The organism is Nonlabens sp. (assembly GCF_051251825.1).
Lineage (GTDB): Bacteria > Bacteroidota > Bacteroidia > Flavobacteriales > Flavobacteriaceae > Nonlabens.
The window spans coordinates 19,764-40,014 of sequence record NZ_JBPOGG010000006.1 but is presented as its reverse complement, the minus strand read 5'-3'; the positions used below and the strand labels follow the sequence as shown (position 1 = coordinate 40,014).

17 protein-coding genes are annotated in these 20,251 nt (G+C 35.7%); 12 read left to right on the top strand and 5 right to left on the bottom strand.

Translation table 11 applies throughout. The features are described from left to right. Positions 1–17: 17 nt before the first annotated feature. On the bottom strand, positions 18–2,123 hold the full coding sequence (gene recG, locus ACSHWW_RS08995) for an ATP-dependent DNA helicase RecG (RefSeq protein ID WP_435682112.1): 2,106 nt from the start codon (positions 2,121–2,123) through the stop codon (positions 18–20). 466 nt (positions 2,124–2,589) lie between these two features. Between recG and ACSHWW_RS08990 the strand changes: the two genes are divergently transcribed. Continuing rightward, the gene (locus ACSHWW_RS08990; protein ID WP_435682111.1) at positions 2,590–4,695 is read left to right on the top strand and encodes a M1 family metallopeptidase; all 2,106 of its coding nucleotides are present in this window, start codon (positions 2,590–2,592) and stop codon (positions 4,693–4,695) included. Here ACSHWW_RS08990 and ACSHWW_RS08985 read toward each other — a convergent pair. Together ACSHWW_RS08985 and ACSHWW_RS08980 are read right to left on the bottom strand one after the other, a co-directional pair. Beyond that, on the bottom strand, positions 4,692–5,210 hold the full coding sequence (locus ACSHWW_RS08985) for a hypothetical protein (RefSeq protein WP_435682110.1): 519 nt from the start codon (positions 5,208–5,210) through the stop codon (positions 4,692–4,694). The two genes, ACSHWW_RS08990 and ACSHWW_RS08985, sit on opposite strands and share 4 nt — an antisense overlap. Positions 5,211–5,354: 144 nt before the next feature. Next, on the bottom strand, positions 5,355–6,896 hold the full coding sequence (locus tag ACSHWW_RS08980) for an FMN-binding glutamate synthase family protein (RefSeq protein ID WP_435682109.1): 1,542 nt from the start codon (positions 6,894–6,896) through the stop codon (positions 5,355–5,357). A 200-nt stretch (positions 6,897–7,096) separates the two neighbouring features. Between ACSHWW_RS08980 and ACSHWW_RS08975 the strand changes: the two genes are divergently transcribed. The 5 genes from ACSHWW_RS08975 (at position 7,097) to ACSHWW_RS08955 (ending at position 12,333) form a co-directional block, all read left to right on the top strand. Continuing rightward, a complete protein-coding gene (locus tag ACSHWW_RS08975; RefSeq protein WP_435682108.1) occupies positions 7,097–9,421 on the top strand; it encodes an ATP-dependent helicase in 2,325 nt (774 codons plus the stop codon). Positions 9,422–9,476: 55 nt separating this feature from the next. Further along, positions 9,477–10,085, top strand: coding sequence for a hypothetical protein (locus ACSHWW_RS08970; RefSeq protein WP_435682107.1), 609 nt, complete (start codon positions 9,477–9,479; stop codon positions 10,083–10,085). A gap of 168 nt (positions 10,086–10,253) precedes the next feature. Continuing rightward, the gene (locus ACSHWW_RS08965) at positions 10,254–10,850 is read left to right on the top strand and encodes a hypothetical protein (RefSeq protein ID WP_435682106.1); all 597 of its coding nucleotides are present in this window, start codon (positions 10,254–10,256) and stop codon (positions 10,848–10,850) included. Positions 10,851–10,944: 94 nt separating this feature from the next. Beyond that, positions 10,945–11,472, top strand: coding sequence for a methyltransferase (locus ACSHWW_RS08960; RefSeq protein ID WP_435682105.1), 528 nt, complete (start codon positions 10,945–10,947; stop codon positions 11,470–11,472). 6 nt (positions 11,473–11,478) lie between these two features. Next, positions 11,479–12,333, top strand: a complete 855-nt coding sequence (locus ACSHWW_RS08955) for a glycosyltransferase family 2 protein (RefSeq protein WP_435682104.1) — start codon at positions 11,479–11,481, stop codon at positions 12,331–12,333. 346 nt (positions 12,334–12,679) lie between these two features. Here the strand turns inward: ACSHWW_RS08955 and ACSHWW_RS08950 are convergent, their stop codons facing one another. Beyond that, positions 12,680–13,171 (bottom strand): DUF6646 family protein, encoded by a 492-nt coding sequence (locus ACSHWW_RS08950; protein ID WP_435682103.1) that lies wholly within the window; start codon positions 13,169–13,171, stop codon positions 12,680–12,682. 60 nt (positions 13,172–13,231) lie between these two features. Beyond that, entirely contained in the window at positions 13,232–14,941 is a 1,710-nt protein-coding gene (gene pafA / locus ACSHWW_RS08945) for an alkaline phosphatase PafA (RefSeq protein ID WP_435682102.1), read from the bottom strand. A gap of 97 nt (positions 14,942–15,038) precedes the next feature. On the opposite strand from pafA, the gene ACSHWW_RS08940 reads away from it, so the two are divergent. From ACSHWW_RS08940 to ACSHWW_RS08915, 6 genes are all read left to right on the top strand, one after another. After that, positions 15,039–15,779 (top strand): MlaE family ABC transporter permease, encoded by a 741-nt coding sequence (locus tag ACSHWW_RS08940; protein WP_435682101.1) that lies wholly within the window; start codon positions 15,039–15,041, stop codon positions 15,777–15,779. After that, the gene (locus ACSHWW_RS08935) at positions 15,776–16,540 is read left to right on the top strand and encodes an ABC transporter ATP-binding protein (protein WP_435682100.1); all 765 of its coding nucleotides are present in this window, start codon (positions 15,776–15,778) and stop codon (positions 16,538–16,540) included. Before ACSHWW_RS08940 ends, ACSHWW_RS08935 begins: the two co-directional genes overlap by 4 nt. 112 nt (positions 16,541–16,652) lie before the next feature. Then, complete coding sequence (locus tag ACSHWW_RS08930) at positions 16,653–17,243, top strand: MCP four helix bundle domain-containing protein (protein WP_435682099.1); 591 nt, start codon at positions 16,653–16,655, stop codon at positions 17,241–17,243. 96 nt (positions 17,244–17,339) lie between these two features. Further along, positions 17,340–17,591 (top strand): hypothetical protein, encoded by a 252-nt coding sequence (locus tag ACSHWW_RS08925; protein WP_435682098.1) that lies wholly within the window; start codon positions 17,340–17,342, stop codon positions 17,589–17,591. An 83-nt stretch (positions 17,592–17,674) separates the two neighbouring features. Next, positions 17,675–19,150, top strand: a complete 1,476-nt coding sequence (gene dcm / locus ACSHWW_RS08920) for a DNA (cytosine-5-)-methyltransferase (RefSeq protein ID WP_435682097.1) — start codon at positions 17,675–17,677, stop codon at positions 19,148–19,150. A gap of 6 nt (positions 19,151–19,156) precedes the next feature. Continuing rightward, positions 19,157–20,248 (top strand): HNH endonuclease, encoded by a 1,092-nt coding sequence (locus ACSHWW_RS08915; protein WP_435682096.1) that lies wholly within the window; start codon positions 19,157–19,159, stop codon positions 20,246–20,248. Positions 20,249–20,251: the final 3 nt, after the last annotated feature.

Genomic DNA, 20,251 nt, shown 5'->3' with positions numbered 1-20,251 from the left:
CAGCTATCCTTAAAAAGTTAGCTTATGTATTTCCACAACCCTTTTTTAGACTGCAAAAAGTGGAGCACTTTTTTAATTCCGGCGTTTTCTGGTTGCGATAATGCGGCATCTTTTTGCAAGAGTTCTACTGCCGTATTTCTAGCTATAGCTAGTATATCATTATCCTTAACTATATCTGCTACTCGCAAGGTAAGAATACCGCTTTGACGTGTACCCATCATATCTCCTGGACCACGTAATTTTAAATCTACCTCAGCGATTTCAAAACCATCAGTAGTCGCGACCATAGTTTCGAGTCTAGTTTTTGCCTCTGCACTCAATTTATAACTGGTCATAAGGATACAAAAACTCTGGTCCGCGCCACGTCCTACTCTACCACGCAATTGATGCAACTGTGATAAACCAAAACGCTCTGCACTTTCTATGACCATTACACTAGCGTTAGGCACATTAACGCCTACTTCTATTACGGTAGTAGCGACCATGATTTGAGTTTCGCCGTTTACAAAACGATTCATTTCATAATCTTTATCGGCTGGTTTCATGCGACCATGAACTATACTTACCTGATACTGTGGTGCAGGAAAATCTCTTACCACACTTTCATAACCGTCCATTAAATCTTTATAATCCAGCGTTTCAGATTCTTCTATTAATGGATACACCATATATACTTGACGACCTTTTGCTATTTCTTCTTTTAAAAATGAAAAAACAGCAAGTCTATTCTTATCATATCTATGAACTGTTTTAATTTCTTTTCTTCCTGGTGGCAGTTCATCAATAACCGATATATCCAAATCGCCATACAAACTCATGGCAAGTGTGCGCGGTATAGGTGTTGCTGTCATAACGAGCACATGTGGTGGCAAATCATTTTTCTTCCACAACTTAGCTCTTTGTGCCACACCAAAACGATGTTGTTCATCTACAATCGCTACACCTAGATTTTTAAACTTTACTTTATCTTCTATAAGTGCGTGAGTACCTATTAATATATCCAGTGATCCATCTTCTAGCGCTGCATGAATGACACGACGTTCTTTTGTTTTTACAGATCCAGTAAGCAAGGCAACATTAAGTCCCGTTTTTTCAAGCAACTCTGTGACGCCTTGATAATGCTGTTGTGCCAGTATCTCAGTAGGTGCCATAATACAAGCTTGGAATCCATTATCTATCGCAAGTAAACAAGTGAGCACGGCAACAATAGTTTTACCAGATCCTACATCACCTTGCAATAATCTATTCATGTGTGCGCCAGTTCCCATGTCTGCACGTATTTCTTTAACGACTCGCTTTTGAGCACCTGTTAATTCAAATGGTAAATGATTAGCATAAAAATCATTAAACTGTTCTCCTACGACATCAAACACATATCCTTTTATTTTGCTTTTTCTGATTCTGTTTTGAAGCAACAACTCCATTTGAATAAAGAATAATTCTTCAAACTTTAATCTATAAATAGATTGTTGGAGCAAGGCAGCGCTTTTAGGAAAATGCGCATTATACATCGCAGTATTTTTATCTACTAGTTGATGTTGCGCTCTTATAGAATCTGATAGTGTTTCAGTAAATGAATTTTGAATCTCACTGAACAATTGCATCATCATGCGCACCACTAACTTATTTGTCACATTGCGTTTAGATAATTGCTCTGTGGAAGGATAAATAGGAGTCATCGCACTTTGCTGTCGGGATTTATGTTCCTTGAGCAATTCTACATCTGGATGGGCGATGTTGTACTTAGAGCCATATTTTGAAACCTTTCCATAAACCACATAAGGTTCATTGAGCTTTAAACTGTCCTTAAAATATTTTTGCCCTTTAAACCAGACCAGTTCCATGGATCCAGTACCGTCTATAAATGTTGCCACGAGCCTACTGCTGCGTCCTTCTCCCATGGTTTTGAGGTGCGTCACCTTTCCCACGATCTGAACATGAGCACTATCAGGAACAAGCTCGCTGATTTTATAATACTTAGTTTTATCAATATAACGATTAGGGAACAAGTTTGCGAGATCACCATAAGTGGAAATGCCCAGTTCAGCTTTGAGCAATTTTGCTCGCGCTGGTCCTACTCCATTTAGGAATTCTATAGGTGTATGTAGAAAATTAGTAGGCAATCACTTTTATTTTAACTGTGTTTTATTCTTTAAATAATCTTAGTTATTCAATGTCTTTTTCATTTTTTCCTTGATGAAAAAACGAAACAAAAAAATCAAGACTTAAGAGCATTTTACTAAAAATTTCAATCGCTACGGCGCAAAAAGAATGTTAGTCGGCATTCAAACACTTTATGGTATAATCGTGTAATAGCTACCAATTATCATACGTTACTAAACGATTTTTGCTCAACCCTACGCTCTTTTCATTTTTCACGTAAAACTCTCTTAGGTCACTTTAAAAACAAAATCCTTTTTTTAGACCTCTTTAAGTCTGTAATATTTGGATTCAATACAAATGTAAACTTCCTAAAGTAATGCTAAAAACCTTTTGGCATTCAATAAGCACCACAAGCCATCGTTCTTAACTAGAATTTATCAGTTGACAGCACAAAGCTTGGCGTGACTTTTGTAATTTGCTTGCCCTATGAAAACAACTATTATTTGGCTTTTTGCCAGTTTATTATCTGTAATCGTGACTGCTCAAGACAGTCCTTCACAAACGGAATTTGTTGATTTTAAAACTGCTACGGCAGACATTTACGTTAACGCAAATTCTGAAATCATATCTGGAACGATCGATTTTCAAGTTGATATTCTTAAAGATATTCCATCGTTATTTATAGATGCAAAGAACTTGACGCGTTACGATGTAAAACTGGACGGGAAACCTGTTCCAGCAGATTATAATGAGAAGCAGATTGTTGTGGAATCTCGCTTTCGCGAAAGCGGAACTCACACCATCACCGTAGAATTTTCAACGGAAACTAATAAAGCATTATACCACATAGACCGCGATAATGATGGGAAATGGGATCAAATATGGACACAAGGTCAAGGAAAATACACGAGTAACTGGCTGCCGAGTATCGATGATATGAATGAGAAAATGATCTGGGATATCGGTGTTACAGCGCCTTCTCAGTATCGTGCGATATCTAATGGTGTTCTCAAAGAAACTACTGAGATTGACACCAATAAAAAGTGGCAATTTGATATGGATTATCCTATGAGCAGCTACCTAGTTGCACTAGTCGTAGGCGATTATGATGTGCAGATTAAGAAAACCGCTACGCAAAAACCTATCGAATTATACTACTATCCTGAAGATGCTCAAAAGGTAGCCTCTACTTATAAATATACCGTTCAAATGTTTGATTTCCTTGAGCGCGAGATAGGAATCGAGTATCCATGGGAAGTTTATAAACAAATTCCCGTGAAGGACTTTTTATATTCTGGAATGGAAAATACGACGGCGACCATTTTCAATGACGAATTTGTCGTAGATGAAATCGCATTTAACGACGGGAACTATGTTACGGTAAATGCTCATGAGCTGGCACATCAGTGGTTTGGCGATTTAGTGACGGAGACCGAAGGAAAACATCACTGGTTACAAGAAGGTTTTGCGACTTATTATTCCATGCTCGCTGAGCGTGATATCTATGGAGATGATCATTATTACATGACTCTTTTTGAAAATGCAGAATCTTTACTTGCGCAGACTAAATCTGGCAAAGGAACGGCGCTGCTGGATGCTAGCGCGAGTAGCCTTACCTTCTATCAACATGGCGCATGGGCTTTACACGCATTACGAGCTCAAATAGGTGACGCCGATTTTAAACTAAGCGTGAGAGAATATCTTAAAAAATATGCTGGACGTAATGTTACGACTGACGATTTTCTTAATGTAGTTACTGAAATAAGCGGTGAAGATCTTACAGGTTTTAAAAATAGATGGCTCACCAACACGCAATTTCCAAGTGCTGAGGCATTGGTCCTATTGCGTAAAAGCAATTTTATGGAACAATACTTCCAACTGTCTGCTCGTAGTATTTCAACATTTGATGAAGCTTTTAATTCTTATAAAGAAACCTTGAGAGCACCTATCAATGAATTGCTCGTAGAGGAAATGATCAAGCAATTGAGTCTTCATAAAAAGAATGATAGAATCATAGAGCTTTATAAAGAAGCAGCGGCAACGGGCAATCTTAAAGTAAGACAAGCAATAGCTTTAAGTCTTCAAGAATATGACCCAGCACTGGATAAAATATTAAGAACTATGTTGAATGACGAGTCTTATCTTACACGCGAGAGTGCCCTATTCTTATTATGGCAAGGAAATCCTATGGAACGTCATGCCATATTACAAGAAACCAGAGAACTGTGGACGAGTATGAGTCCATCGCTTGAGATGGCTTGGAATGCACTCGCTCTCAACTCAGCCGATTATAAAAATAACGAGAAATATAAGTTCTTACAACGTCTATCTGGTTTTACAAGTCCTGTTTACAGTCCACAAACACGCACGGCGGCATTTGATTACCTCATCAATCTAGATGCAATGAGTGCTCAAAACTATCGAGATTTAATGGATGCTTGTGTGCATCACAGCTGGAGATTTTATAAAAATAGCCGTGATATTTTTGAAGCACTTTATAAAAAGAATGAATCAAGAGTCGTTATAGACCGAGTGATTGCCACTATGCCAGTAGAAGAACAGAAAAGGATAAGAGATTTGTTTAAGGTTTAGAATAAATCCTTTACCTCAGATCTTAAAAAGCTCAATGCAGCAGCGCTAGGCGCACGTTTGTCCATGAGTTCGTTAACGATAGCTTGTCTTAAATCTTCGCCAGAGTTTATCTTGCTACTCATAGCAACCTGACGTATTTGTTGGATGGTTGTGTTTTTTGCAGCACGTATAATGTTCCAGCATTCTTCACTTACATAAATTTGCTGAGCGATATTATGTTCAAATTCTTGATCTATCGCTGCGATCAGCGTTTGCTCATATTGCAACTTAGTCATAGAACCTGCCAATGTACGCACTACTAAGTTATTAGGTTTGATACGTTCTAAAAACAAGGTCATACGCTCATAAGAAGCCATTCTAGTAGGTAGTGTTTTACCTTGAGATTCTCTAACCGTTAAAAACCTACGGCGGCGTTCTTCATTTTTCATAAAAGAGGAAAGGAAATAGTAAACGACTACACCTACTACTATTGCTGGTAAAACAGCTATGAAACCTAAGAGAATTTTATCATTCATAGAATTGTATTTTTCTTATAACGTTAGAATTTCAAAAGTAATGTTTCAATAGAAAAGAATCTTGCGAAATTTCAAATTGTTAAGTTATAGCTTGAAGTTTAAAGTTCAAGGTTTAAATTCAAGTTCAACTTCAAGTTCGATTTCCTACTTTCCTCCTAGATGTAAACAATCTTTAAGACTTTGCATGCTTTCAAACGGCACTGGCGTTTTTTGATATTTATAGGTGTGTTCTAAGGTTTGAGTCATATTCATATCACCTATGCTTACGTCCACGTCACGCATATCAAACTGACATGGATGTTCATATCCAGCAGCATGAGTAATTTCAAGCAGTTCTTTATTGAACTTCTTAAAATAACTCGCTAATCGTCCCGCTTTTTCAGGAACCACAATACCACGTTGCAACCATTTATTTTGAGTAGCAATTCCTGTAGGACAGGTATTATTATGACATGCTTGTGCTTGAATACAACCTATAGAAATCATTGCTTCTCTAGCGACATTGATAACATCTGCTCCCATGGCAAATGCCATCGCAGCTTTTGCAGGAAAACCTAATTTTCCAGAAGCGATGAATACTAAATCCTCCGTCATTTTTCGGGTTTGAAAAACTTGATATAAATCTTTAAAACCATAAACCCATGGCAGGGAAACATGATCTGCAAAACTAGGTGGTGCTGCACCAGTTCCACCTTCTCCACCATCTACCGTTATAAAATCTGGTCCTTTCCCGGTAGCTTTCATAATATCAGCAAGTTCTTCCCATTGCTCTAGTTTTCCTATCGCGGCTTTAATTCCAGTAGGTAAGCCAGTCTGGTTTGCAATTTCTTCTACAAAATCTACTAAACCTTGAATTCCCTCAAATGCACTATGTGTAGGTGGCGACAGTACATCTTCACCCATCGGAACATTGCGTATCTCGCTTATTTCCTTAGTAATTTTTGAACCTGGTAAAACACCACCTTTCCCAGGTTTTGCTCCTTGAGATAATTTTACTTCTATAGCTCTAACCTGTGGATGATCTTTAACCAATTGTTTTAATTTTTCCATTGAAAAATTTCCTTCGTCATCGCGCACTCCAAAATATCCTGTTCCAAAATGAAAAACAACATCGGCTCCACGCTTGTGATAAGGCGATAATCCACCTTCACCAGTATTATGATAAGCATGTACTTGCTTTGCTCCAGTGTTCATAGCATCTATAGCCTTTGCAGACAGACTTCCATAACTCATCGCGCTTATGTTTATGATACTCGCTGGACGGAATGGTCTTTTTCTGCCTTTAGCGGCACCTATCACTTTTGCACATGGTAAAAAGGCAGGTTCTTTAAAAGATAAATGTTCTTTATCAACCTTGTAAGGCATCATCGCATTGTTGATGAAAATATACTGGTGAGAATAGATATCACGGTCTGTACCGAATCCTTCATAATTATTCTCATTTTTTGCACTCGCATAAATCCATCCTCGTTCTATACGATTGAATGGTAATTCCTCGCGATTGTTTGCCACAATATATTGACGTAATTCTGGCCCTATACTTTCTAGAAAGTAACGTATGTGGCCTACCACTGGAAAATTACGTAGTATAATATGTTTCTTATTGAAGATATCATAAATAGCAACAATTACTATAAATGCAACGAGATACCAGTACCAGGCAAGGTTGAGAATAAAATCTATCATTAGGGAAATTTAGAAAGGCAAAAATACGTAAATGTGGTTAGATTCCGCTTTCGCGAAAGCGAACTGAACACAAAAATAGAGCTTACTAATTATCATTTGTACTTTAATTATCATAAAGAAATCCGTGTATAAAAAGTCCACATAATCTACTAAAAAACGACCATCAACTCGTATCTTGTCTTCCCTACAAAAAGAAAAAAGTGCAAGAATATATTTCCCAATTAAACGACGCTCAAAAGGAACCTGTTTTACAAAAAGAAGGTCCTATGATTATCATTGCTGGTGCAGGATCTGGTAAGACTCGCGTGCTTACCATACGTATCGCTTACCTCATGCAACAAGGTGTCGATCCTTTTAATATCCTATCTCTTACGTTTACAAATAAAGCGGCCAAAGAGATGAAAAAACGTATAGGTGACATAGTAGGTGCTAGTGAGGCAAAAAACCTGTGGATGGGAACCTTTCACTCGGTTTTTGCTCGTATTCTACGTGTAGAGGCAGACAAGCTGGGCTATCCTTCAAATTTCACGATTTACGATTCTCAAGACTCGCAACGCCTTACCAGTGCGATTATTAAAGAAATGGGACTGGATAAAGATGTTTATAAATACAAGCAGATTTTCTCTCGCATTTCTTCTATGAAAAATAACCTCATTACAGTAAGAGCTTATTTTGCAAATCCAGATTTACAGGAAGATGATGCTATGGCGCGCAGACCACGTTTTGGAGATATTTATAAAGAATATGTAGAGCGCTGTTTCAAAGCTGGCGCGATGGATTTTGACGATTTATTATTGAAAACTAACGAGCTCATCAATCGTTTTCCAGATGTGCTTGCTAAGTATCAAAATCGTTTCCAATACATACTCGTAGATGAGTACCAAGATACCAACCATTCACAATACCTAATTGTAAAAGCACTCTCTGATAAATTCCAGAATATATGTGTGGTAGGTGATGATGCACAATCCATTTATGCATTCCGTGGTGCAAATATTAATAATATCTTGAATTTTCAGCGCGATTATGAAGGTGTAAAAGCTTACCGACTGGAACAAAATTATCGCTCTACTAAAAATATCGTAGAAGCGGCAAATTCCATTATAGAAAACAACAAAACTAAACTTGATAAAGTAGTATGGACGGCAAATGATGATGGCCCTAAAATTATCGTGCACCGCTTAATGAGTGATGCTGAGGAAGGTCGTTATGTAGCCGGATCCATATTTGAAAATAAAATGCAAAAACAACTGGGCAACGACCAGTTTGCGATTCTCTATAGAACAAATGCACAATCCAGAGCGATGGAAGACGCCTTGCGTAAACGTGATATTCCTTATCGTATTTATGGTGGCTTGAGTTTCTACCAGCGTAAAGAAGTTAAAGATGTCCTCGCCTACTTGCGTGTGGTCGTGAATCCTAAAGATGAAGAATCTCTTAAAAGAATTATCAATTATCCTGCTCGTGGAATAGGTTCTACGACTATGGATCGATTAATCGTAGCTGCAAAACATTATGACCGCAGCATCTTTGAAGTGATTGAAAACATAGATCGTATAGATGCTGGAATCAATAGCAGCACTAAGACTAAGTTGAAGAACTTTATCACAATGATCAAGAGTTTCCAAGCTCTTGAAGAAACACAAACCGTTTTTGAACTTACAGAATATGTGATAAAGAAAAGTTCGCTGATTGTGGAACTTAAAAAAGATGGTTCACAAGAAGGAATTTCTAAAGTGGAAAATATCGAGGAATTGCTCAACGGTATGCGCGACTTTGTAGAAGGACAAAAAGAAGTCGATGAAGCTCGTGGTTCTCTTGCAGAGTTCCTTGAAGATGTCGCTCTAGCAACAGATCTCGATAATGATAAAGATACTGACGATCGTGTTTCATTGATGACTATTCACCTAGCAAAAGGGCTCGAATTCCCATATGTCTATATCGTAGGAATGGAAGAAGATTTATTCCCTAGCGGTATGAGTATGAACACTCGTGAAGAGCTAGAAGAAGAACGCAGGTTATTTTATGTTGCGCTCACTAGAGCTGAGCATCAAGCTTATCTTACTTATACTCTCAGTAGATACCGATGGGGAAAATTAGTAGATGCAGAACCTAGCAGATTCATCACAGAAATTAAAGATGAATATCTAGAATACACTACTCCTATGGATGATTATAGGTATAAAAGCGCCTTAACCGATCATTTATGGGACGAGCCAGATAAATCTAAACTACGTCAGTCTAAACCAGTTAGTGGTAAGCCACCTAGCGTGAGCAGACCAAGCGAAGAACAAATAAGAAAACTGCGTAAAATAAGACCTAGCAGCGCGAGCAGTTCTAGTGCACCATCAGGTTTTGCAGGAACACTGGAACCTGGAATGATGGTGGAGCACGGTCGTTTTGGTCGTGGAACTGTAGTAAACATTGAAGGATCTGGTGGCGAGAAAAAAGCAGAAATCAATTTTCAAGTAGGCGGCTTGAAGAAGTTATTGCTGCGTTTTGCAAAGCTGGAAGTCATTGAATAGTTAAAAATCTAATTAAAAGAAAACAACATTTAATAGGCTTATATCATCAGTTATTATGAAAAAAACTATTTGGTTAATTATAATTGTATTTGTCTCAATTTCAAATTATGGGACTGCCCAGCAAGATGCAACCGAGCCAAAGGTTGATGACACCTATTTCTTCTCAACAAATTTAGTGTTGGGAAATTATATAGGAATCAACATGGACTTTAATTATGTTTTTAAGAATGGTTATTCTGTGTCCTTGGGAACAACTACAGCTGCTAAGGAAACTAAAAATAAACCCGAAAATTATTCAGAAGGTTTCTCAATCTTATATCTAAATACTGCTGCTGATAGATTTACAAACTATTACATTTCCGCCGGGAAGAATTTTAATATAAATCCAAAAAACACAATTCGATTTAGACCCAGTATTGGTCTAGGCTATACAGTTTTAAAATCACCAACAAACTTTCAACCCATTGAAGACCCAGCTTTTCTAAGGGAGAATTACACTTATGATTTTGATACTTATGGTACATTAGGATTGAATATTGAGCCAAAATTGGAGTTCTTAATAACAAGACACTTCGGAATGGCCATTGCTCCTACTGTACAATTTACTAAAGAACGTATACTCTATGGAGGAGGAATTAATTTCATGATAGGAAAGCTTAGATAATAATAGTGATATGTATAACTCGACTTGTGATAGAATTAGATTTGCTCAATAAGCTTTGCAAAGCTCGAAATAATTGAATCGTTGTTTAATTTCTTAAATATTTGAGCAATACGCTTTCGCGAAAGCAAATGAAATAAGCTTAAATTCACAACACAAAACCCAACCCAAATGAATAATTTAGATTACCCTATTAAGTTTAGTTTCAAGGTCACAACCTTGTCAAATGACTTTACTGCCAAAAACTCTCAAGGACAAACTATTGCGTACGTAAAGCAAAAAATGTTCAAGCTTAAAGAAGCTGTAAACGTGTATAGTGACGAGAGTAAAACCAGAGTACTTTTTACAATTGCTGCAAACAAATGGCTGGACTGGAGCGCTGCTTACAGTATGGTGGATGCAAACAATAATGAAATTGGTAAAATTGCTCGTAAAGGATGGCGTAGCATGTGGAAGGCTGAGTATAACATCATAGATCAGAACCAGGAGCTACAATATAATGTAAAGGAAGAAAGTGCTTTTACACGTTTCCTAGACAATCTATTAGGTGAGATTCCTATCTTAGGATTCTTTACAGGTTACTTATTCAATCCTACCTATAATGTAACTAACAATCAAGGACAAGTCGTAGTGAAACTTAAAAAAATGCCATCGTTTCTAGGTAAAGAATTTGAACTCACAAAAACTGCCGACATCGATGATGACGATAAGGAAAGAGTAATGCTAGGCTTGATGATGATGATTCTATTAGAACGTCGTCGTGGTTAAGATTTAAATATTCAACATACATAATAACGCATCAATTGCTTTTAAAAGTTATTGATGCGTTACTTTTGAAATTGTATTACCATAAATAACACTAGTGTACGAACACAACTTTCCACATAAACGATTTAACATCACGCTAGAGTTTCTAGAAAAGCATATTTCTAAAGACTTATCTATTCTCGATTTAGGAGTTGAGAATCCGTTTTCAAAGATTATGAAAGATGCTGGTTATACCGTACAAAATACTAGTGGTAAAGATCTTGATGATGATGTAAGAGAGATTGAAAATTTCAATGGTGATGTAGTTACGGCATTTGAGATTTTTGAACATTTAGTAAGTCCTTATTCTTCTCTTAAAGCAATTCCTTGTAACAAAGCAGTAATAAGCGTACCGTTGAAATTATGGTTTGCGAGTGCTTATCGTAATAAAAACGACATACGCGATCAACACTATCATGAGTTTGAACCGTGGCAGCTGGATTATGTTCTAGAAAAAGCAGGCTGGAAAGTAATGGATAGCGTTAGGTTTACTAATCCAGTAAAGAAGCTAGGTATCAGGCCTATATTGCGTTCTTTCACAGATCGTTATTATCTCGTGTATTGTGAAAAAACAGCTTCATAGAACTCTATGAAAATAGCTGTCATCATACCTACTTATAACGAAGAACGTTTTATTTCAAAAACGCTCGACAGCTTACTAGCCCAAACTTTTCCTATTTCTAACATCATCATAGTTAATGATAATTCTACCGATAAGACCTTAGAAATAGCCAACTCTTACCAAAATCAACACGAATCTATTACGGTTGTCAGTCATCAATCTAGTGATCAAAACATCCCAGGTTCTAAAGTGGTTAACGCTTTTAACTTTGGACTTGCCCAAATTGATATTACAGACTTTGACATCATTTGTAAATATGATGCCGATTTAATTTTCCCTGATAATTACGTGGAGTTGATGGTTTCACGTTTCCGCTTGAGCGATACAAATGGAATGGTGGCTGGACATTGTTCAATAGAAAAAGATGGTGAATGGAAACTTGAAAAAGGAACAAATCCAGATCATATACGTGGTGCTTTAAAAGCTTATCGCACTTCTTGTTTTCAACAAATCGGCGGACTTCAATCTTCTATAGGTTGGGATACGATTGATGAAATGCTGGCTCGTTATCATGGTTGGGAAGTAGTTACCATTCCTCAACTTCATATAAAACATCTCAAACCTACTGGAGCATCTTATAACGCCAAAGCAAAATACCTGCAAGGTGAGGCATTCTATAAAATGCGTTACGGTTGGTGGCTTACGTTTATCACAGCAGCAAAAATGGCGTGGAATAAAAAGAACTTCCAACTCATTCCTGACTATTTAAAAGGCTACAAACTGGCACAAAAAAAGAACCTTGAACCACTGGTGACAGTAGATCAAGGTCGTTTTATAAGATCATACCGATGGAACGGTATTAAATCTAAATTGGGTTTTTAAAGGCATTGTTCATTTTTGCCATTGCCGCAAAAACGAACCAAAAAAGTCTAGGCTGTGGGACACCTGTCTAAAAATTTTAATATAATCGCTAAAGAAAAACTAAGACTTTAACAACCAAAATTATTCAAGCTCAAAAAGGATTCTACCAAAATCAATCAATAGAATTTACTTTTCTTTTTAACGCTCTTGATATTCTCATTTTTTACGACAGACTTCCCAAGGCCATTGTAACAAGAATATTTTCTGCAAAAAAAACCTTGAACCACTGGTGACAGTAGATCAAGGTCGTTTTATAAGATCATACCGTTGGAACGGTATTAAGTCTAAATTGGGATTTTAAATGCTCTTAGAAATTAAAAGACATTCCAAAACTCACCACAAACTGATTGTACAATTCTTCTGCTGGAGTTAGGTTTTCTGTTTTATAAGATGCAAATGGTACTGCCATCTCTGTGTATAGACCAAAACCGTCTGTAAAGAAATAACGTGCTCCTAAGTGACCACCAAAGTTCTTAGTACTGAATCCTAAACCAGGATAGATATCAAGATTTTCATCAACATTGATAACGTTACCTATGTTTGCATTGAAACGTAAACGCAACATCGCTCTTTCATCAAAATTCACACTTACATCTTCATCAATCCCAAGTGCATAAGCTGCTGTAAGACCAAAAGAGATGTTCTCTCCTATTCCATAATCATAAGTCGCTTGAACTCCTGTTGAACCTGATTGAAAATCTGCTCCTACCTGAAATTTTTGATCTCCTTTACCTGTGTAAACTTGTGCAGTTGCTGCTGTAGTTACAATAAGTGCTAGAACTAGTAATATTTTTTTCATGTTGTATTTATTAATTGAAGGTGCAAATATAATTATTATGCCTTCTATATTTTAATTTACTTATTTTAATACTTCTACAATTGGGTTTCCAGTTGCTCCATTTGGAAAACTAATTCCTAGTAAACTAGAAACCGTTGGTGCGATATCTATAATATGAGTACGCTCGACTGTTTTCCCTTGATTGATTCCGGCTCCATAGAATAATAATGGCACATGAGTATCATAACTCTGTGAGCTACCGTGCGTGCTACCGGTTTTAGGATAATCTATAACTCCTGGCTCTAGTACAAAAACAACATCGCCACTACGTTTATGATGAAATCCATTCTGAATCAACGCTCCTACTCCAGTTGTAAAATTAGAATGAGTAAGCGCTTCACGAGTAAACACTTTATCGATTTGCCTATAATTAGTCAAGATTTGAGCTAGGTAGTTTTGCACATAAACAGCCTCTAACTTTGCCGCATCAAGCTTTTCATAATCTAAAAATATCTGACTGTTTGAAATGTTCTTGATGTACGTATCATTTCCTAAATCTTTCTTTAAACGTGCTTTTAAATAAGTCAATAGCTCGTTATCATCAAAGTATCCTGCGTTTATTCCCTGTGATTGTAAATAAGCAGGATTGTTTACCGCTCCATGATCTGCGGTTAGGAAAACAGTATAATTTCCATCACCTACTTGACTGTCCAGTGCAATTAACAATCGCTCGATTTCTAGATCTAGTCTTAAATAAGTGTCTTCTAATTCTACAGAGTTCACTCCATATTGATGACCTACATAGTCTGTACTGGAAAAACTCACGGCTAGAAAATCTGGAATTGCGTCCATTCCCATTTGCTCATTTTTCAAAGCTGCAATGGCAAAATCTGCGACAATGCTGTTACCATAAGGTGTTCCTTTCAATAAATTAAATCCACCATTTTTTTCCTGTAATGCTGGTAAATCATATGGAAAGGTAGCCGTTTGCTTACCACGTGGCGGTTTTTCATATTCATTTAAATCGCTACCACTTGCCGTATAGGAACTCAACGGATGTAATGTATTCCATTCCTTCATATATTTTTGAGATGGATTGCTTGCATTATAATCGCTCACCCATTGTGGCAATTGTTCCATGTAAAACGTAGAAGATATAAAAGTTCCTTCTTCACTACCTCTGTACCAGTATGCGGCGTCTGCAGCGTGACCTGCTGGTAATATGGCACCACGATCCTTTATAGAAACTCCTATCACTTTGGCACGTCCTTGAGTATGTAGTTCTAGCTCATCTGTTACGGTAGTGGTTAACATGCGTCTAGGTGACATTTTTCCATCCTTACTTAACGTTCCTACTGAGTTAACGTTATCATCTCCAGCATTATAAATGACTTTATTCTCATATTTATCAAACCAATTATTCCCTATAATTCCATTATTCATAGGTGATGTTCCTGTATAAATAGAGGCATGACCTGGCGCTGTATAAGTAGGCACATAGTCATAATGATTGTTTGAACAATTGAATCCATCGTTCATTAATCTTTTAAAACCACCTTCACTATAACGAGCGGCAAATCTTGTGAGGTAATCATATCGCATTTGATCCACCACTATTCCTACTACGAGTTTAGGCTTTTGTGCTTCACGTCCAGCCATTTGGGCAGCATGTCTATCGTGATTTCTATGCTCTTGGTGAGCTTGATGATTGTCGTGATCCTGCTTTCGCGAAAGCGTACCACAACTAGCCAACAGGATAAAACAAAGAAATATAGATATGATAGATTTCATAGATTCTAATTTTGTGCAAAAATAAGATATTCAAAAAGGCAAAACTTTAAGATTGCATTAAATCCCTTAATAGTTTTTTATCCTACTTTTACACTTCATGAGATTTTTAAGACATATAGGTAAGTACATGATTATGTTGATGGGCGTTTTTAGGCGACCTACTAAAACGTCTGTACTTAGAGGATTGATTCTTAAGGAAATAGATGATCTTATCATCGGTTCCATAGGAATCACTGCATTTATATCCCTTTTCATGGGTGCGGTTGTGGCGCTGCAAACGGCACTTAATCTAGACAATCCTTTGATTCCTAAAAGTTTGATAGGTTTTGCGACTAGACAATCTATTATCCTAGAATTTGCACCTACTTTTATATCGGTAATTATGGCTGGTAAGGTAGGATCTTACATTACATCGAGTATAGGAACCATGCGTGTTACTGAGCAAATTGATGCGCTGGAAGTAATGGGAATTAACTCCTTAAATTACTTGATTTATCCTAAAATTATTGCGCTCTTATTCTATCCGTTCTTGATTGCTATAATTATGTTCGTTGGGATTTTTGGAGGATTTCTAGCTAGTGTTTACGGTAATTTAGTAAGCATGGAAGACTTTATTGTAGGTCTGCAAGACGCTTTTATTCCGTGGCACGTTGCTTATGCCTTTATAAAAACGATGGTTTTTGGGATATTACTAGCGACTATTCCTAGTTATCATGGTTATTATATGGAAGGTGGCGCACTTGAAGTAGGTAAAGCCTCAACAACCTCATTTGTATGGACTTGTGTGGCAATTATAGTGTCTAACTATATCTTAACCCAAATATTACTTTCCGTATGATAGAGATAAAAGGTTTACGCAAAGGTTTCAGTGGTGAAGATGTTCTTAAAGGTATAGATGCCGTTTTTGAGCAAGGAAAGACTAACATGATTATAGGCGCCAGTGGTTCTGGTAAGTCAGTATTTTTAAAGAATATGCTGGGCTTGTTTGAACCAGACAGTGGTGATATCATCTACTCTGGTGAATCCATCGTTGATATGGACATAGAGCGCAAGAGTGATTTACGTAAGGAAATGGGAATGTTATTCCAGCACAGTGCATTATTTGACTCTATGACTGTAGAGGAAAATATCATGTTTCCGCTGCGCATGTTTTCTAGAATGAAACTAGCAGAACGTCGTGAACGAGCAAACGAAATCCTAAAACGTGTCAACCTGGTCAACCTCAATCATAAAATGCCTAGTGAAATATCTGGTGGACAGCAGAAGCGTGTCGCCCTAGGTCGTGCTATTGCAAATAATCCACAATACCTTTTTTGTGATGAGCCTAATAGTGGACTAGATCCTAAAACAGCCACCATCATCGATCAACTCATTCAGGAAATCACTCATGAGCGCAACATCACCACGGTGATTATTTCTCACGATATGAATTCTGTAATGGAAATAGGTGAAACGATTATCTTCCTTAAAGATGGTAAGATTGCCTGGAAAGGAAGCAACAAAGAGATTTTCAAGACCGATAATGAAGCTGTAACCGACTTTGTCTATAGCTCAGACTTATTCAAGAAAGTGCGCGTTGCGCAGAATCAAGGGTTGTAATCCTCAACTTTTTTCCACTCCATTATTATTAAAAACATAGTTAATATTTAATTAAGCTATCGTTTTAAATCTGACCAAATACTTATTTTTAAGTGTTTCTAAAACATTAAACATGATAAGTAATAAAATCAAATGGTCTATAGGTCTTGTGTTAATTATATTACTCATTCTAGCGACTAACTTTATAGATCGCAATAATTTTAAACGCATTCAGGATTCTGTTTCTACGATTTATGATGATCGTTTAATTGCTAAAGATTTAATCTATAACATGCAGTTAGAAATGCATAAAAAGCAATTATTGCTCGCTAAGCAACAAGATTCAACTCTGGTTTTAAATAGTAACGCTGCTCAAAAACAAATCAATGAATATATTGATTCGTTTTCAAATACGGCTCTTACCCGAGAAGAAGAGCAGGTTTTTACCAAATTACAACAACAGTTCAATCAATTATATACTATTGAAAACGACAACAATCCACTGGATTCTAACAACCTAGAAAACCAAATCGCCTCTATAAAAACCAGCCTAGATAAACTCTCTGACATTCAAATCGAGGAAGGAAACCGCCAAATGTTCATAGGTGAAAAAGCCATGGAGTCCATGGAACTTCTTACCCAAATGGAGATATGGATCGTAATCGTTCTAGGAATCATCGTTCAGTTTGTGATTCTTTATAGTCCTAGGAAAAGTGAGGAGTAGGGATTCGTTTTATGATTTATAAGTACCTCAATTTGATACTTATTGTATGTTGACTGCAATAAGTTAAGGCTGTAATATTGGAGAAATATTTAGATTATGAATCCAACTAGGAAAGGTCAAATAGCAAAATTTCACACACCATTTGAAGATGAAGATCCAGAACAACTTTATGTCATTCTGGAATACATAGAAGATGATTTAAAATCTAGGGTTAAAATACTCGCTTTAGAAACAGGATTGAGCTTTCCTCCTGTTAGTGTGGTTTGGGCAAAGGATTTGATTGTTGATGAGATTAGGAGTTTTGAGTTGGGTTGTTATCTTAAAAATGGAATTTATAATAGAGCATAAATAATTTCATCTAAAAAACAATCTAACACCTTGAGTGATTCCATATTTTTGGACTATTTTTGTCCTAAAATCATTATAAAATTATGACCGCTACATTTGGAGAATTCATAAAACAACGTAGAACTGAGCTTGGATTTCCTCTTAAAAAAGTTGCTGCACATTTAGACATAGATACATCAACGCTTGGTAAAATAGAACGAGAAGAAAGAAATCTATCAGAAAATTTATTATTTCCTCTAGCTGAAATTCTTGAAACTGAACAAAAAAACTTATTGAATCACTTTTATTCTTCAAAGATTACACAAGAAATTAAAGGATACTCAAATTATAAAGAAGTTCTAAATATTGTTGAAGAGCAAATGGAAATTTATTTTTCTGAAAAAGCTCGTAATCCTAATTGGACAGAGAAAGAATTTTCCAATCCTAAAGCAAAAATAAAAGTCGCTACAATGTTCTCAGGTATTGGAGCTATTGAATATTCTTTTAGAAGGCTTAAACTTGATTCAGAAATAATTTTCGCAAGTGATATTGATAAATATGCAAAGCAAAGTTATTTCTCAAATTATAAAATTGAAGAGGCAAATTGGTATGATGATGTTAAGAATATAAATGGAAAGAAATATCGAGGAAAGGTAGATTTATTAGTTGGTGGTAGTCCTTGTCAATCTTTTTCCATGGTAGGTAAAAGAAAAGGATTCAATGACACTAGAGGAACATTGTTTTATGAATTTGCAAGAGTAGTCAAAGAAAGCCAACCCAAAATTTTCATTTTTGAAAATGTGAAAGGTTTAATTAATCATGACAATGGTAATACTTTTGAAACGATTAAAGCGACTTTTGATGAGTTAGGATATAAATACTTTTATCAAGTAATGAATTCTAAAAACTATGGAGTTCCACAACATAGAGAAAGAATATTCGTAATTGGTTTTAAGGATAATACAGTTGAGTTTGAATTTCCAAAACCTATAAAATTAGAGTACAAGATGCAAGATTTTCTCGAAGACTACACGGAGAGTAAATACTATCTTAAAGAGAAAGGAGTAAAATTTGTTACAAGTTCTAAAAATCGCAAAAAACGTTATACTCAAATAAATGGTGATATTGCGATTTGCCAAAAAGCAAATCAGCAATTTAATTGGCATGGAGATTTCGTTTTTGAAAGTAAAGATATTCCTGATTTTAATGAATTAATTTTTGATGTAAACGAAGTAGAAGAAAAATATTATTTACTTGAGAAAACAAAGAAATACGTTCTAACAGAAGGGACAAAAAACTTTAAAACATCAATTAAAACAGATTTAGAGGTTGCACGACCTTTATTACAATCTATGCATAAAATGCATCGAGCAGGTGTTGACAATTACGTTACACATAACAAAGGTAGAATAAGAAAACTGACGCCTAAAGAATGTCTTCGATTAATGGGGTTCAGAGATGATTTCAAACAAAAAGTAAGTGATACACAGATGTATAGACAAGCTGGAAATAGTATAGTTGTAGATGTATTAATTGCTTTATTAAAACAAATGGATATAACAAAATTCGCAGCAAAATAAATTTTTATGGCTGATCCAATTTGCAGATGGCGTAATCCTTATCTAGATAATGTAATAGAGTTAATATCCTACTTGCCAAAAACAGAACTTCCCAAAGCTGTAGCAAGAGAATTTATTAATGAAAAATTTGGAGGTAATTTTTTCCACACTCCATACCAATTGGCTTGTCAATTAGGCTTATATCACGAAAATGATCATTCATTTTTTCCTAAATTCAGACATTCGCCTTCTAAAGAAGAAGTTAGTAATTATTTAATCAATTGGTTAAAACATTATTGCGTTCCTAATCCATATACTAAAAGAGGTTTTAAAAATGTAACACCATTTTCAATTCATGCTGAATTATGTAAAAAACTTCATACTTTACAACGAACTATAGAATGGGACGAAATTGAGATAGAACTTTTTGGAGAAATAATAGGTAATTTTGATATTTTAAAAAATTCAATCAATGAATATTCCAATGTCATTAAAATAGAACAGAAATTAATTTCATTAAAAGATGGTATAAAATATTCTGATATTAAATCACATATATTGGCAGACGTTAGTGATGAAAGAAATAATAAAGAATATTTTTTTGATTTATTCCCTATGCCAAATGAGATTGAAAATGAATCAGATAATTGGGAGGATTTACAAAATTTCGGAGTAAGTGAAGAAGAAATTAATCAATTAAAAGAAATTGATAATAATAATGATTTTACGCAAACAGAAAAAGTCCAATTGGTTAAATCAAGAATTGGACAAGGTATATTTAGAAGAAACTTAATTTCGGATTGTGGTTTTTGCGCAATTACAGGCATAAACGAAAGTCGGTTTTTAATAGCAAGTCATATTAAACCTTGGAGCAAATCAAACAATGACGATAGACTAAATCAAAAAAATGGTCTTTTACTAACTCCTACATATGATAAATTATTCGACCAAGGATTCATTTCATTTAACACAAATAAAACTTTAATAATTTCCAATCAAGTTTCACAAATTAATCGCGACCGATTCTACATATCAAATAATATGAATATACCACTTCTTCCAGTTGAAGGTCGTGAAAGATATTTAGAATATCATAGAGATGAATTGTTTAGAAGATAAAAA